At 47.5% G+C, this 14683-nt stretch carries 16 protein-coding genes; 13 read left to right on the top strand and 3 right to left on the bottom strand.

The annotated features are described in order from the left end of the window. Positions 1-232: 232 nt before the first annotated feature. From rsxA to RJ47_RS07505, 9 genes are all read left to right on the top strand, one after another. Positions 233-814 (top strand): electron transport complex subunit RsxA, encoded by a 582-nt coding sequence (gene rsxA, locus RJ47_RS07545; RefSeq protein WP_005476911.1) that lies wholly within the window; start codon positions 233-235, stop codon positions 812-814. Next, complete coding sequence (gene rsxB / locus RJ47_RS07540) at positions 814-1395, top strand: electron transport complex subunit RsxB (protein ID WP_038133845.1); 582 nt, start codon at positions 814-816, stop codon at positions 1393-1395. Before rsxA ends, rsxB begins: the two co-directional genes overlap by 1 nt. Before the next feature lie 8 nt (positions 1396-1403). Further along, positions 1404-4145, top strand: coding sequence for an electron transport complex subunit RsxC (gene rsxC / locus RJ47_RS07535; protein WP_039482911.1), 2742 nt, complete (start codon positions 1404-1406; stop codon positions 4143-4145). After that, positions 4145-5191, top strand: coding sequence for an electron transport complex subunit RsxD (rsxD, locus tag RJ47_RS07530; RefSeq protein ID WP_039482908.1), 1047 nt, complete (start codon positions 4145-4147; stop codon positions 5189-5191). The genes rsxC and rsxD overlap by 1 nt, the downstream gene beginning before the upstream one ends. 8 nt (positions 5192-5199) lie before the next feature. Then, the gene (gene rsxG, locus RJ47_RS07525; RefSeq protein ID WP_038133841.1) at positions 5200-5835 is read left to right on the top strand and encodes an electron transport complex subunit RsxG; all 636 of its coding nucleotides are present in this window, start codon (positions 5200-5202) and stop codon (positions 5833-5835) included. Then, a complete protein-coding gene (locus RJ47_RS07520) occupies positions 5828-6517 on the top strand; it encodes an electron transport complex subunit E (RefSeq protein WP_005476903.1) in 690 nt (229 codons plus the stop codon). Before rsxG ends, RJ47_RS07520 begins: the two co-directional genes overlap by 8 nt. 30 nt (positions 6518-6547) lie before the next feature. Continuing rightward, a complete protein-coding gene (gene nth / locus RJ47_RS07515; RefSeq protein ID WP_005476904.1) occupies positions 6548-7189 on the top strand; it encodes an endonuclease III in 642 nt (213 codons plus the stop codon). An 11-nt stretch (positions 7190-7200) separates the two neighbouring features. Next, positions 7201-7617 carry a lactoylglutathione lyase gene (gene gloA, locus RJ47_RS07510; protein ID WP_005476906.1) on the top strand — a complete coding sequence of 139 codons (417 nt, stop codon included), beginning with the start codon at positions 7201-7203 and terminating at the stop codon, positions 7615-7617. Between the two features lie 113 nt (positions 7618-7730). Beyond that, positions 7731-8168, top strand: a complete 438-nt coding sequence (locus RJ47_RS07505) for a DUF2753 domain-containing protein (protein WP_005476910.1) — start codon at positions 7731-7733, stop codon at positions 8166-8168. Between the two features lie 48 nt (positions 8169-8216). On the opposite strand, the gene motY is transcribed toward RJ47_RS07505, so the two are convergent. Further along, positions 8217-9098 carry a flagellar protein MotY gene (motY, locus tag RJ47_RS07500; protein WP_038133830.1) on the bottom strand — a complete coding sequence of 294 codons (882 nt, stop codon included), beginning with the start codon at positions 9096-9098 and terminating at the stop codon, positions 8217-8219. A 226-nt stretch (positions 9099-9324) separates the two neighbouring features. Between motY and rnt the strand changes: the two genes are divergently transcribed. Further along, complete coding sequence (gene rnt, locus RJ47_RS07495) at positions 9325-9984, top strand: ribonuclease T (protein ID WP_039482902.1); 660 nt, start codon at positions 9325-9327, stop codon at positions 9982-9984. A 26-nt stretch (positions 9985-10010) separates the two neighbouring features. Then, the gene (locus tag RJ47_RS07490; RefSeq protein WP_039482900.1) at positions 10011-11336 is read left to right on the top strand and encodes a Na+/H+ antiporter family protein; all 1326 of its coding nucleotides are present in this window, start codon (positions 10011-10013) and stop codon (positions 11334-11336) included. A 68-nt stretch (positions 11337-11404) separates the two neighbouring features. Here the strand turns inward: RJ47_RS07490 and bamC are convergent, their stop codons facing one another. Then, entirely contained in the window at positions 11405-12433 is a 1029-nt protein-coding gene (bamC, locus tag RJ47_RS07485; protein ID WP_039482897.1) for an outer membrane protein assembly factor BamC, read from the bottom strand. Positions 12434-12487: 54 nt separating this feature from the next. After that, on the bottom strand, positions 12488-13366 hold the full coding sequence (gene dapA, locus RJ47_RS07480; RefSeq protein ID WP_039482894.1) for a 4-hydroxy-tetrahydrodipicolinate synthase: 879 nt from the start codon (positions 13364-13366) through the stop codon (positions 12488-12490). 286 nt (positions 13367-13652) lie between these two features. Between dapA and RJ47_RS07475 the strand changes: the two genes are divergently transcribed. Together RJ47_RS07475 and bcp are read left to right on the top strand one after the other, a co-directional pair. Then, positions 13653-14195: a glycine cleavage system protein R gene (locus tag RJ47_RS07475; RefSeq protein WP_005476377.1), complete on the top strand. Its 543-nt coding sequence runs from the start codon at positions 13653-13655 to the stop codon at positions 14193-14195. 12 nt (positions 14196-14207) lie between these two features. After that, positions 14208-14678, top strand: a complete 471-nt coding sequence (gene bcp / locus RJ47_RS07470) for a thioredoxin-dependent thiol peroxidase (protein WP_005476367.1) — start codon at positions 14208-14210, stop codon at positions 14676-14678. Positions 14679-14683 lie beyond the last annotated feature (5 nt).

Raw genomic sequence — 14683 nt, 5'->3', positions numbered from 1 at the left:
CAATCGAGAGATTGGGCTTTTTTCGTATTGATGGCGTTTACAACCTAAGTTCGATCGCGCTACACCGATCTGATAAGCATCGACGACCCTTTCTATCGATATTTCGTGCGACTTTTTACCGCTAAATCCGTATAAATTTCACTCAACAGCATAAAACCTTATCTTTCCTTGGTTGTTATTGGCTTGGCAAAGCACGATAATATCGGGATCGGAATTTCTCAAATAAATAACTATGACCGAATATCTTTTGTTGTTGGTAGGCACTGTCCTAGTAAACAACTTTGTACTGGTGAAGTTTTTGGGCTTATGTCCATTTATGGGCGTGTCAAAAAAACTGGAAACAGCAATCGGAATGGGGTTAGCGACAACGTTCGTTTTGACCCTCGCCTCCGTGTGCGCCTACCTTGTTGAAAACTACATTCTAGCGCCTCTTGGTCTTCAATACCTCAGGACCATGAGCTTCATTTTAGTGATCGCTGTTGTCGTACAGTTCACGGAAATGGTGGTCCACAAAACCAGCCCAACACTCTACCGCTTACTGGGAATTTTCTTGCCCCTTATCACGACCAACTGTGCGGTTCTGGGTGTCGCGTTACTCAATATCAATGAAAACCATAACTTTATTGAATCCATCATTTATGGTTTTGGTGCTGCGGTGGGTTTCTCGTTAGTGCTGATTCTGTTTGCTTCCATGCGTGAACGTATTACCGCGGCTGACGTACCCGCTCCCTTTAAAGGCGCATCTATCGCAATGATTACCGCAGGACTTATGTCGCTGGCATTCATGGGCTTTACTGGGTTGGTGAAATTGTAATGAGCTCGATTCTAATTGCGGTATTAGCCGTAGCAGCATTGGCTGCCGTATTTGGCGCGATTCTTGGTTTTGCTTCTATTCGCTTTAAAGTGGAAGCGGACCCTATCGTAGACCAGATCGACAACATCTTACCTCAGACTCAATGTGGTCAGTGCGGGTACCCAGGTTGTCGCCCGTATGCAGAAGCGATCGCGAACGGCGATGCAATCAATAAATGTCCTCCAGGCGGGCAAGCTACGATTGAAAAACTGGCGGATTTAATGGGCGTAGAAGCCACTGAGTCAGCCCACGAACTGGATGATGTTAAGACCGTTGCCTTTATTCATGAAGATATGTGCATCGGTTGTACTAAGTGTATCCAAGCTTGTCCTGTCGACGCCATCGTGGGTGGCACTAAGGCACTGCACACCGTCATAAAAGATGAATGTACAGGCTGCGATCTGTGTGTCGCGCCTTGTCCGACAGATTGTATTGAAATGATTCCTGTAGAAACCACTACAGCGAACTGGAAATGGCAACTGGACGCCATTCCTGTTGTTGATATTACCGATTCTGCAGCCAAGCAGAAAAGTGTGAATTAAGGACTGGTATGTTGTCATTAATCGAACAAATTAGAACGGGCGCTCTGTGGGATTTTCCAGGCGGCATTCACCCACCAGAAAACAAGCGACAGTCTATTCAATCACCCATCGCGCGTGCCAGTCTCCCTAGCGAGATTGTCTTGCCTGTCAAACAGCACATTGGCAAGCCGGGTACGATAACCGTAAATGTGGGTGACGAGGTCAAAAAAGGCGAAGCCCTGACCAAATACGACACCAGCTTTATGCTACCTATCCACGCTCCAACCTCCGGAAAGGTTGTAGCGATAGAGCATAGAACAACCGCTCACCCTTCAGGATTATCTGAGCTGTGTATTGTCATTCATCCAGATGGCGAAGAGACCTGGATAGATCGCGCATGCGTGGAAGACTATCGCCAATCCTCCCCTGATGAACTGATTGAAATTATCCGCCAAGCGGGTATTTCAGGCATGGGCGGCGCAGGCTTCCCGACGGCGAAGAAGATTCAATCTGGCTTAGCACGTACCGAGATATTGATTGTCAACGCGGCGGAGTGTGAGCCGTACATCACCGCAGATGACATGTTGATGCAAGAACATGCCGACGAAATCATCCAAGGTATCGAAATTGTTGAGCATATTCTCAAGCCGAAACTGACCATCATTGGCATTGAAGACAATAAGCCGAACGCGGTCGCGGCTCTACAACACGCGGCACTAAATAAAGACATTGTCATCCGAGTGATTCCGACCAAATACCCTTCTGGTGGTGAGAAACAGCTCATCAAAATTCTGACCAATAAAGAAGTGCCAGCAAATGGGATACCTGCAGATATTGGTTTGCTGGTACAAAACGTCGGCTCGCTACAGGCAATCAAGCGTGCCGTTTGCGACGGCGAACCACTCATCGAGCGCATCGTTACGTTAACAGGTGATACCTTTAAACAGCCAAGAAACGTTTGGGCGCGAATCGGTACTCCTGTGCAAGCGCTACTCGATGAATTTGGCTACAAAGCCGATAAAAAACTGCCTCGCCTAATTATGGGCGGCCCTATGATGGGGTTCACCTTGCCACATGCCAATGTGCCCATCACCAAAACAGCAAACTGCATCCTCGCACCGACTCGCAAAGAGATCTCACCAGACCACTATGAGATGGCGTGTATTCGTTGCGGTCAGTGCGCAGAAGTCTGCCCCGCGTCATTGCTTCCTCAACAACTCCAGTGGCACGCCAAAGCTGAAGAGTTCGATAAGTGTGAAGAGCTAAACCTAAAAGACTGTATTGAATGTGGGGCGTGTGCGTTTGTCTGCCCGAGTGAAATTCCACTTGTTCAATACTACCGCCAAGCAAAAGCAGAAATTCGCACTCGTAAAGAAGAAGCGGAAGCGGCAGAGCGCGCGAAAATACGCTTTGAAGAGAAAAAAGCGCGCATGGAGCGAGATAAAGCCGAACGAGAAAATCGCTTCAAGAAAGCGGCCGACGATCGTCGCAAAGAGATGAAAAAGTCTGGCTGTGATGATGCGATCGCCGCCGCTATCGCACGCGTAAAAGCGCAAAAATCGGATAATGCAGCTGCTGAAAATGAGGTGAAACCTGCGGTTGCCGCTGCCATTGCCAAAGCGAAGGCGAAGCAGGCTGCTGCGCAACATTCAGGCAGTAGCGAACCCGACAATTCCGAAATGATGAAGTTGCGTGAGGAACGTAAACGCCAAGCTCGTGAGCGAAAAGCACAAAAAGCTCAACAATCGACTTCAGAGCATAGTGTTGACAGCTCAGACAAAAAAGACGCTGTTGCTGCTGCAATCGCTAGAGCAAAAGCTAAGAAAGCCGAACAAACAAACAGTGACGCGCCTACCAGTGATAAAAAAGCTGCAGTCGCTGATGCGATAGCAAGAGCAAAAGTGCGCAAAGCCGCGCAAGGAGCAGAGCAAACTCAGCCAGAAGCGAAGCCTCAAGTTGAGGAAGTCGAGGCTCAATCTGCTCGAGCGGACGATCCGAAAAAAGCCGCAGTCGCTGCTGCCATTGCGCGGGCGAAAGCACGCAAAGCCGCGCAAGGAGCAGAGCAAACTCAACCGGAAACTAAGCCGCAAGTTGAGGAAACCGAGGCTGAACCTGCTCAAGCGAACGATCCGAAAAAAGCCGCTGTAGCAGCTGCCATCGCGCGGGCGAAAGCACGCAAAGCCGCGCAAGGAGCAGAGCAAACTCAGCCAGAAGCTAAGCCTCAAATTGAGGAAGCCGAAACTGAGCCAGCACAAACGGACGATCCGAAAAAAGCCGCTGTCGCTGCTGCCATTGCACGAGCAAAAGCGCGTAAAGCTGCGCAGCAAACAGAGCAAGCTCAACCAGAAGCGAAGCCGCAAGTTGAGGAAGCCGAGGCTGAACCTGCTCAAGCGGACGATCCGAAAAAAGCCGCTGTCGCTGCTGCCATTGCTCGAGCGAAAGCACGCAAAGCTGCGCAAGAAGCAGAGCAAACTCAACCAGAAGCGAAGCCGCAAGTTGAGGAAGCCGAGGTTGAGCCTGCGCAAGCGGACGATCCGAAAAAAGCCGCTGTCGCTGCTGCCATTGCCCGAGCTAAAGCGCGTAAAGCTGCGCAAGAAGCAGAGCAAGCTCAACCAGAAGCGAAGCCGCAAGTTGAGCAAGCCGAGACTGAGCCTGCTCAAGCGGACGATCCGAAAAAAGTTGCTGTTGCTGCTGCCATTGCACGAGCTAAAGCGCGCAAAGCTGCGCAACAACAAGCAAAAGAACAACAAAATTCTGAGGAGAAAGAGTAGTGGCCTTTTTTATTGCCAGCTCACCCCATGCGCACAGTCGCAGAAGCACTCCTGACCTAATGAAGTGGGTTGCATTATGTGCACTACCAGGCTTGGCAGCACAAACCTATTTCTTTGGCTGGGGAACCCTAATTCAGCTAATACTCGCTTTAGCTGTCGGCTTAAGCCTAGAAGCGTTAGTGATGGTTTGCCGCAAGCGCTCTCCGATGTCGGCACTGCGCGACAACAGCGCCATAGTAACCGCTTGGTTGCTTGCGATCGCCATTCCACCATTCTCTCCTTGGTGGATCGTTGTCATCGGTCTTATTTTTGCCATTGTCATCGCAAAGCACTTGTATGGCGGCATAGGACAGAACCTATTCAATCCTGCCATGGTCGCTTATGTCGTCTTGCTCATCTCTTTCCCTGTCCAGATGACAAGCTGGGTATCACCGAGTGAGCTGCAAGCGACATCTATCTCAATGGGGGATGCATTCTCACTCATCTTTACCGGATTCAACTTAGATGGTCTATCGCTGCAACAAATTCGCACGGGTATCGATGGAGTTACGATGGCAACGCCATTGGATGCGTTTAAGACAGCCCTTCTTACCGGAAATACCGCGAGCGAAGCGATGTCTCAGCCACAATTTGGCGCTCTCGCTGGCATTGGCTGGGAATGGGTGAACTTAGCGTACCTAATTGGCGGTCTTGCGTTAATTAAACTTCGCGTCATTAGTTGGCATATTCCCGTCAGCTTTTTACTGGGTCTAACGGCGGCAAGTGGCCTGTTCCTATTATTGGCTCCGGGTGAAACCGCTTCACCAATACTGCACCTGCTCTCTGGGGCAACCATGCTAGGCGCATTTTTCATCGCAACTGACCCTGTCTCTGCGTCAACGACGGTTAAGGGACGTTTGATATTCGGTGCCTTCATTGGTGTGATGGTGTTTATTATTCGAAGCTGGGGCGGCTTCCCAGACGGTGTCGCTTTTGCCGTTCTTTTAGGCAATATGTGTGTCCCTCTGATCGACTATTACACTAAGCCACGTACCTATGGACACTAAGGAGCAGCATGTTAAACGCAATTCGTAAAAATGGTGTTGTCCTTGCCGTATTTGCTTGTGCTTCTACAGGCTTAGTCGCGTTGACGCATTACTTAACCAAAGACCAGATCCACCAGCAAGAGCAAGCTCAGCTGTTGTCAGTACTCAACCAAGTGATTCCTCAAGAGTTGCATGACAACGACCTATATCAAGCCTGCACATTTGTCAGTGACTCTGCTTTAGGCACCGAACAACCTATGCCGGTTTACATGGCATCGATCGCAGGACAACCCTCTGCATTGGCCATCGAAGCCATTGCACCTGATGGCTACAATGGCGCGATAAAATTGATTGTTGGCATCGCACAAAACGGAGAAGTTCTTGGTTCACGTATTCTAAGCCATCAAGAAACTCCAGGCTTAGGTGACAAGATTGATCTGCGTGTCAGCGATTGGATATTGAGTTTTTCGGGCAAAACGGTAACTGAAGAAAATCAATCAACCTGGAAAGTGCGTAAAGATGGCGGGCAATTTGATCAGTTTACTGGGGCAACTATTACACCGCGTGCTGTCGTAAAAGCGGTCAAAAATACCGTCTCTTACGTCAACACACATCGTGAGCAAATTCTCAACCAACCTCTAAACTGCGGAGGCAACAATGAGTGAACACAAAGCACTGATTAAAAATGGCATGTGGGACAACAACCCCGCACTGGTACAGCTCCTCGGGCTCTGTCCACTGTTAGCGGTCTCTTCCACGGTCACCAACGCACTTGGACTGGGTATCGCCACGCTGTTGGTTCTCGTCGGATCCAACGTCACCGTTTCTCTAGTACGCGACTACGTACCAAAAGAAGTGCGTATCCCAGTATTTGTAATGATCATTGCCGCACTGGTGACCTGTGTTCAGCTATTAATGAACGCATACGCCTATGGTTTGTACCTGTCGCTTGGGATTTTCATTCCACTGATCGTCACCAACTGCATCATCATTGGCCGCGCAGAAGCCTTCGCATCTAAAAATGATGTTTTACCGTCTGCGCAAGATGGTTTTTGGATGGGAATGGGCATGACAAGCGTGTTAGTCGTTCTCGGTGCAATGCGTGAAGTGATAGGCAATGGCACTTTATTTGATGGTGCAGACTTACTACTCGGTGAATGGGCGAAAGCGTTGAGAATCGAAGTCTTTCAGTTTGATAACAGCTTCTTGCTTGCCCTTCTCCCTCCGGGTGCCTTTATTGGTGTGGGGCTACTCATCGCCGTCAAAAATATCATCGATAAACAACTTGAAGCTCGCCAACCAAAACAAGAAAAACCAACAATAGAACGAGCGCGAGTAACAAACTAACAATAAAAAAACACTGGAAAGCAGCCTCAAATGAACAAAGATAAACGCCGTCAAATATTAGAACGGCTGAGAGCAGACAACCCAAACCCGCAAACCGAGCTCAACTGGAGCACCCCTTTTGAGTTGTTGATTGCGGTCCTGCTTTCAGCGCAAGCCACCGATGTCAGTGTCAACAAAGCAACGGATAAGCTCTACCCTGTTGCCAACACCCCTCAGGGATTGTTTGATTTAGGGGTGGATGGTGTCAAAGAGTACATTAAGACCATCGGCTTGTTTAACTCGAAAGCTGAGAACGTGATTAAAACGTGTCAGATCTTATTGGAAAAACACAATGGTGAAGTACCAGAAGATCGCGAGGCACTAGAAGCCTTGCCGGGTGTCGGGCGTAAAACGGCGAATGTGGTGCTCAATACCGCCTTTGGTTGGCCTACCATTGCCGTCGATACCCACATCTACCGCGTATCCAATCGCACTAAATTTGCTATGGGCAAAAATGTCGACCAAGTTGAAGAGAAGTTGCTTAAGGTCGTACCCAAAGAATTCAAATTGGATGTCCATCACTGGCTCATTCTTCATGGCCGCTATACTTGTGTGGCGCGCAAGCCGCGCTGCGGAAGCTGTATTATTGAAGACCTGTGTGAATTCAAAGAAAAAGTCTATCCAGAAAGTTAGGAGAGTGAACAATGTCAAACGGACGCATTCTGCACACTATGCTTCGCGTAGGTGATCTTGATAAATCAATCCAGTTTTACACCGAAGTCATGGGAATGACTCTACTTCGCACCAATGAAAACAAGCAGTACGAATACACGCTTGCATTCTTAGGTTATGGTGATGAATCGCAAGGTGCCGTGATTGAGTTAACTTACAACTGGGGTACGAGTGAGTACGACCTTGGCACCGCATTTGGCCATATCGCAATAGGTGTCGACGACATCTACACCACTTGTGACGCAATCAAAGCGGCAGGTGGCAACGTGACCCGAGAGCCTGGCCCAGTAAAAGGTGGTTCAACACATATTGCCTTTGTAAAAGACCCTGATGGCTACATGATCGAGCTTATTCAGAACAAATCGGCCACAGCGGGGCTAGAAGGTTAAACGACCGAATCAAGTAGGAAATAGGGCAGCAACACGCTGTCTTATTTTTTAATCTTTACTTGATAATAATTATCATTTAATCTCACTCTACTAATCACGAGGAGAATGAGATCATGGGTATTGCAGAGTGGGAGAAACATACATTGCTCGCAGACATGGCAATGAATGAAGAGGATCACTTACGGAGTATTCTTCACTATCAACAAGCATTAACACTCAGTGAGCGTATCGGAGATGCCGATGACGTTGACGTCGAAGATCGCTTAATGATTTCGGTGATATCTTGTCACAATATGGCGATGTTCTGGCGCCAGATGGGTGATGTACCCTACGAGCTTAAATACCTTCAACTCGCATCTGAAAAAGTTTTAACCTTGGTTCCACAATGTCCAAACAGTGATTGTGACGCCTTTATCGATTCGATGGGGTGTTGTAAAAAAGCGTTGATCGAGTTTATGAAGCGCCATCCAAATCCGAAAATTGCCCAGCTAGTGCAAGATATCGATACCGCGACCAACTGCAATCTTATTGCTAAGTTTCGTTTAAACTAATCACCGACTCTGATCAAAATAGCCAGCAATATGCTGGCTATTTTGGCTTTAGACCTGAGTTCGCCCCAGAGAAATCACCACCCTTCGGTTTCGGTCTTTCCCAATCGGTGACGCGTTATCATCCACAGGGCGGCGTTTGCCATAGCCCTGCACTCGAATACGATCTTCAGGTAAACCTAACGACTTAAAGTAATCTTGCAATACTTCAGCTCGTCGCTCTGAAAGGTTTTGACTGGCGCTCTTGCTGTCTTCTGCATCGGTGTAAGTGGACACCAACACCAAATCAATATCTTGATTATGACGAATATACTCCGCGATTTGCGCTAAACGCTTCTGTGATTGCTTGTTTAACTCAACACTGGTTCGGTCATAGTGAAGAATCGTGAAGGCGATATCTTCAAAGCTATACGGCAACAAATTCGCGATACAGTCACTAAACACATTGTAGGAATTTTGGAACAATACCGACGACAAAGCGACTTCCACACGCTCATCACGACTTTGCCACTCTTGATAACTAAACGTTGGGTAACGCCCTTTTTCCAACTCGCTGAGTATACTCCACGCCGTTTGCCCGCCGACATAGCCGTCAAACTGCTGGAAAAATCGGATGTTGGTGATTCGGTTAGCACCTTCCCCCGGACGCCACGCCGGTGGCATAGACGTTAAGGAAACATCACGTGTTTTCCCCATTGGGCGCTTCATTTTTAACTCAAAATCAAGATTGATCTTTTTGCTGGCATGCGAAGAAAACACAGCATCGCCATAATTCGGAATGGGATGAACCAAACGACACTCCAGCGGTGTATTGGTGATCATTTGCCACTGGGACTGTTGTGGCGAAGCCACGTAGCGCACATCCATTGCCCAACTGTTGTGTGCAATCGTCGCTAAGGTGAGTGTCAGTCCTGTTGCAAACCGCTTCTTCATAGTGTGTTACTTCTCTTAATGAAAGCATGGGCTGAGGCGGAATATTGCCGCGCTCAGTTGAGACAGTAGATACAATGCAAAAATCTCGCCAAGGTGGCATTCCTTCTCCATCACACAAGGAAAAATAAAACTATCAATTACGATTGACTTTAAATTCGACAATGCGGTTTTTCTTGATCAAAGAATCTGCAATAATGCTGCCCTTGTCACACAATTATAAGCCAACATGACTGTAGAAAACGAAGCATTGACGCTTAAAAAACGCTTTCGCGGCTATTTCCCCGTAGTTATCGATGTTGAAACTGCAGGGTTCAACGCCAAAACCGATGCACTTTTGGAAATTTGTGCCGTTACTTTAAAAATGGATGACAACGGCGATCTCCAACCCGCATCGACCATTCACTTTCATGTTGAGCCATTCGAAGGTGCCAATATCGAAAAAGAGGCGCTCGACTTTATCGGTCTTCGTGACCCATTTAGCCCACTTCGTGGGGCAACTCCCGAGTCAGAAGCACTCAAAGAAATTTACAAGCTAGTACGCAAAGAGCAAAAAGCGGCCGATTGCAGCCGTGCCATCATCGTCGCGCACAATGCTCAGTTTGATCACAGCTTCGTCATGGAAGCCAGTGACCGTAGCAAGCTTAAACGAGTCCCTTTCCATCCCTTCGCAACCTTCGACACGGCAACGCTAAGCGGTCTCGCTTACGGGCAAACTGTGTTAGCCAAAGCGTGTAAAGCTGCTGGGATGGAATTTGACAACAAAGAAGCCCACTCTGCTCTCTATGACACACAAAAAACAGCAGAGCTTTTTTGCGGCATCGTCAATAAATGGAAAGCCCTAGGGGGTTGGCCACTCATTGACGCTGATGCCGAGAACAATAATTAATAAGTAAACACAACAAAGAGAAAACTATGAATCCTGTTGTTATTTCCGTATGTATCATGCTGCTCCTAGCACTGATGCGCGTGAATGTCGTGGTTGCCCTGACATTCAGTGCGATTGTCGGTGGTCTCGTCGCGGGCATGAGCTTGAATGACGCGATTGCTGCTTTTGAAAGCGGTCTTGGGGGCGGTGCAACAATTGCACTTAGCTATGCGATGCTCGGTACATTTGCTGTTGCGATCTCTAAGTCTGGTATCACAGACCTTCTTGCCAACAGTGTTATCAAACGCATTCACGGCCAAGAGAATGGCTCTGCATCGACAGGTCTTAAGTACGCTGTGCTTGTCGCCTTAGTGCTTGTGACCATGTCTTCACAAAACATTGTGCCTGTCCATATCGCCTTTATTCCCATTTTGATTCCACCTCTATTGGGCGTGTTCGCAAAACTGAAGCTAGACCGCCGCATGATTGCGTGTGTACTCACCTTCGGCTTAGTGACCCCCTACATGGTGCTACCTGTCGGCTTTGGCGGTATTTTCCTCAATAATATTCTGCTCAAAAACCTCCATGACAACGGTTTAGAAAATGTTGTCGCAAGCCAAGTGCCTGTTGCCATGCTTCTACCCGCTGCGGGGATGATCTTCGGTTTGTTGACGGCGATTTTCTTTAGCTACCGTAAGCCTCGTATCTATGAAGAAACAGAACTTACGCACGTCGAAGAATCCCCTAAAGGCATCAACAAAAAGAACATCTGGGTTGCTGCCGCAGGTATCGTTGCGGCGTTATCGGTTCAGCTGACAACAGGATCGATGATTATCGGCGGTTTGGCCGGCTTTATGGTCTTTACCTTCGGTGGTGTGATTGCATGGAAAGAGACGCACGACGTGTTTACCAAGGGCGTTCACATGATGGCGATGATAGGCTTCATCATGATTGCCGCAGCAGGCTTTGCCGCAGTAATGAAGCAGACAGGCGGTGTCGAATCTTTGGTTGAAGCACTATCAACCAGCATTGGTGACAACAAACCAATGGCAGCGCTACTGATGCTGGTTGTGGGCTTGTTGGTGACCATGGGTATTGGCTCTTCGTTCTCTACGATTCCAATTCTCGCAACGATTTACGTTCCTTTGGCGGCGGCATTCGGTTTCTCACCAATGGCAACCATTGCGCTTGTGGGCACAGCGGCGGCACTTGGTGACGCAGGTTCACCGGCATCAGATTCAACCTTAGGTCCAACATCAGGGCTTAACGCGGATGGCCAGCATGAACATATTTGGGAAACCGTCGTGCCCACCTTTGTGCACTACAACATCCCTCTTATCATTTTTGGCTGGATTGCCGCAATGATTCTATAGCGTTCACCTAGAAACAAAAAAAGCTGACTTAGTGATAAGTCAGCTTTTTTATTATTTCAGTGTAGCAATTACTGTTCGCTCTGCTTACCCGTAATTGCACTCCAAACCGGTACCATATCTTTTAGCAACTGTTCCTCAACTGGCTTACCAGAAGAGTCTGTCACATTGATAGAAGTGCGGTTGCCTAAATCACCAAATAGGAAGGTGTACGTACCTGAGCTCAGGCTGATCGGTTTCACACCGATATCATTCCAAAACTCATCGTCTGGCGAAGCATACTTCGCTTTTATCGTACCTTGAGACTGATTACGCTCTTCAATCGTAAAGCCCATATTTGGCAGTAATCGCGGCAAGCGTTGCCAAAGCACGTTATAAGGCGTTCGAGCAATAATCACAGGGAAACCGCTTCGGTCGGAGCCCATGGTAATTGGAATATGCTTAACCAATTCTTGCGCTTTGCGCTGTGCTTCTTCACGAAGGTCAAGATCGTAACGCGCCGTCACCAAGTTAGTCATCAAGGCATTGTAACGTTCTTTATTTAGCGCAGTTACAGGCTTCTCTTTGCCTGCTTCTTTCCAGTCGATTAGAGCAATTTTAAAACCGTGGCGTCCGCCCGCTTTCACTCTATCGATTTCATAACGAGCACCAAGTTCAACGTCTTCATCTTCCGATGACCAAGTCACCCAATCGGTCTCGACACGTGTCGCGGTTTGCTCACGAATACCGATGTTTTGCTCTTGAAGCATTTTCATCGCAGTCGCCCAAACAGTATCGAGCTCACTCTCTCGGAGCAACCATAGGGTTGTTTCACCTTGCTTACGTTCTGCTCGAGCTCCAGGGATTAGCTCTAGCACTTGCTGAGGTGGGCGAATGTCGACCTCTTTTCCGATGCCACCAGCGTAATCACCTTGAGGGATTTGATAGTTGGTATAAAACTGAGGCTCCGCACCTTCAGCCATCTTCCATTCTTCTAACGCTGGAGTATCAAGATACTCAAAGTCATCTTTCGCCTGACGGCGTTGAGTCGCGTTACCAGAACATGCTGTTAAAACAAAAACAGCTAGCGAACTGAGAACTAGCTGGTGAGACAATTTCATTGAAACTCCTGATAAGTAAATGCCGAAGAGTGGTCTTCGGCAATTTTTCTTAAATTAGTAGATGCAGGCTTCAGTCATTGCTTGAGCCACAATCGGGCGCGCACTTTCTGACAATTCGGTCAGAGGAAGGCGCAAATCACCGTTTGTGATAAGACCAAGTTTGTGCGCGGCCCACTTCACTGGAATAGGGCTAGACTCAATAAACAAGTTCTTGTGAAGAGCCATTAATCGCTGATTAATGATTTCCGCTTCGTCAAACTTGCCCTCTTTAGCCAGTCGGAACATGGTCGCCATATCTTCAGCGGCAATATTGTTCGTGACAGAAATCACGCCTTGGCCGCCTTGCTTAACGAATTCAAGACCCGTCGCATCATCGCCACTTAGTAAGATAAAATCTTCGCCACAAAGTTCACGATGAATTGCAATTCGTCCAAGATCGCCCGTTGCATCTTTCAATGCCACGATGTTATCGATTTCCGCTAAGCGTGCAACTGTCTCAGGCTTTAAATCTACCGCAGTGCGACCTGGGACATTATATAGGATCTGAGGAACGTCGCTCTCTTCAGCTATCGCCTTATAGTGCTGGAAAAGCCCTTCTTGAGTTGGCTTGTTATAGTAAGGAGTGACACTTAAGCAGCCAACAATGCCAGAGTTATTTAGCAAGCGGCTAAACGTGACAGACTCATGAGTTGCATTTGCACCCGTACCTGCAATCACAGGAATACGGCCATCGGCAAACTCCACCGTCTTCAACACGACTTTGACATGCTCTTCAATAGTTAGCGTTGCAGACTCACCTGTGGTGCCGACAGCAACGATACCATTGGTACCCGCGGCTACATGGTAGTCAACAAGCTTCTTTAAGCTGACATAGTCGACTTCGCCATCATGATTAAACGGTGTAATTAACGCTACGATACTTCCTGAAAACATGTCCTTCTCCCTCATTTGTTACTTTCTGCATGGTACTGTAAGGCGATTGAAAAAGACAAGCGATTAACTGCGCTTAAATCACCTAAATGAATGAATATTTATCAGATGTTAGATATTTGGCAAATTACGCCTTTTATTTGTCTTAATGTCAGTATCGAGTAAGGAAAATCAAACCATCGATTCAATTGTATAAAATTAATTCTAAAGCGAAGCACTAGCATTTCTATCACCGCCATCTGTGCTAAGCTATCGAATTAATAATCCTAACAAGATAATAAGTGAGACTATGACTCAACATTTGGTGATTACTGCGGTCGGAACCGATCGCCCAGGTGTGTGCAACCAAGTTGTTCACCTGGTCACTCAGTCTGGATGCAACATTGTTGACAGTCGCATTGCACTTTTTGGCAATGAGTTCACCCTAATCATGCTGCTCTCTGGCAACAATGCAGCCGTCACTCGCGTCGAAACGACATTACCTTTGCTTGGTCAAGAGCATAACCTCATCACCATCATGAAGCGCACCTCAACTCATGCGCCGCTTGATACCTCTTACACGATGGAAGTGTTTGTTGAGTCTGAAGACAAGCCAGGATTGACAGAGCACTTCACGCAATTTTTTGCCGAGAAAGAGATTGGACTTGCTTCATTGAGCGCTCAAACCATTAGCAAAGAAAAAGTGGGCAGTGAATCAAATCAGTTCCATATCGCTATTACGGCCAGTGTCGATTCCGAACGCAATATCATGCAATTACAAGAAGAGTTTGATGAACTTTGCCAGAAATTAGCCGTACAAGGCTCACTTAATTTCATTAAAAACAGTCTATAAAAAGGAAGAACAATGAACACTTTAACTGCAGGCTCGCCAGCACCCGCATTTTCATTATTGGATCAAGATGGCAACACCGTGTCACTCGGTGACTTTGCTGGCAAAAAAGTGCTGTTTTACTTCTACCCAAAAGCGATGACACCAGGTTGTACGGTACAAGCCCAAGGACTTCGTGATGTCAAAGCCGAACTCGATGCGCACAATGTCGTGGTATTGGGTGTAAGTATCGACCCTGTAAAGCGTCTTGGTAAGTTCATCGAACGTGACGAGCTAAACTTCACTCTACTGTCTGATGAAGACCACGCAGTTGCAGAGCAGTTTGGAGTATGGGGCGAGAAGAAGTTTATGGGCAAGGTCTATGATGGACTCCACCGAATCAGTTTTTTGATAAATGAAGAAGGCGTTATCGAGCACGTGTTCAATAAGTTTAAAACCAAGACACACCATGAAGTGGTATTGGATTACCTAAACGAAAACAAATAAGCGAT

Source organism: Vibrio sinaloensis (assembly GCF_000808535.1).
GTDB lineage: Bacteria > Pseudomonadota > Gammaproteobacteria > Enterobacterales > Vibrionaceae > Vibrio > Vibrio sinaloensis_D.
Note: the sequence above shows the minus strand (reverse complement) of the source record. Positions and strands in the feature narration are given on the sequence as shown.

Bases quoted from the DNA above. Each gene is read 5' to 3' on its own strand.
- rsxB (WP_038133845.1), top strand. From the start codon at position 814: ATGAGCTCGATTCTAATTGCGGTATTAGCCGTAGCAGCATTGGCTGCC.
- rsxA (WP_005476911.1), top strand. From the start codon at position 233: ATGACCGAATATCTTTTGTTGTTGGTAGGCACTGTCCTAGTAAACAAC.
- dapA (WP_039482894.1), bottom strand. From the start codon at position 13,366: ATGTTTTCAGGAAGTATCGTAGCGTTAATTACACCGTTTAATCATGAT.
- rsxG (WP_038133841.1), top strand. From the start codon at position 5,200: ATGTTAAACGCAATTCGTAAAAATGGTGTTGTCCTTGCCGTATTTGCT.
- nth (WP_005476904.1), top strand. From the start codon at position 6,548: ATGAACAAAGATAAACGCCGTCAAATATTAGAACGGCTGAGAGCAGAC.
- rnt (WP_039482902.1), top strand. From the start codon at position 9,325: ATGACTGTAGAAAACGAAGCATTGACGCTTAAAAAACGCTTTCGCGGC.
- RJ47_RS07520 (WP_005476903.1), top strand. From the start codon at position 5,828: ATGAGTGAACACAAAGCACTGATTAAAAATGGCATGTGGGACAACAAC.
- gloA (WP_005476906.1), top strand. From the start codon at position 7,201: ATGTCAAACGGACGCATTCTGCACACTATGCTTCGCGTAGGTGATCTT.
- bcp (WP_005476367.1), top strand. From the start codon at position 14,208: ATGAACACTTTAACTGCAGGCTCGCCAGCACCCGCATTTTCATTATTG.
- motY (WP_038133830.1), bottom strand. From the start codon at position 9,098: ATGAAGAAGCGGTTTGCAACAGGACTGACACTCACCTTAGCGACGATT.
- RJ47_RS07475 (WP_005476377.1), top strand. From the start codon at position 13,653: ATGACTCAACATTTGGTGATTACTGCGGTCGGAACCGATCGCCCAGGT.
- bamC (WP_039482897.1), bottom strand. From the start codon at position 12,433: ATGAAATTGTCTCACCAGCTAGTTCTCAGTTCGCTAGCTGTTTTTGTT.
- rsxC (WP_039482911.1), top strand. From the start codon at position 1,404: ATGTTGTCATTAATCGAACAAATTAGAACGGGCGCTCTGTGGGATTTT.
- RJ47_RS07505 (WP_005476910.1), top strand. From the start codon at position 7,731: ATGGGTATTGCAGAGTGGGAGAAACATACATTGCTCGCAGACATGGCA.
- RJ47_RS07490 (WP_039482900.1), top strand. From the start codon at position 10,011: ATGAATCCTGTTGTTATTTCCGTATGTATCATGCTGCTCCTAGCACTG.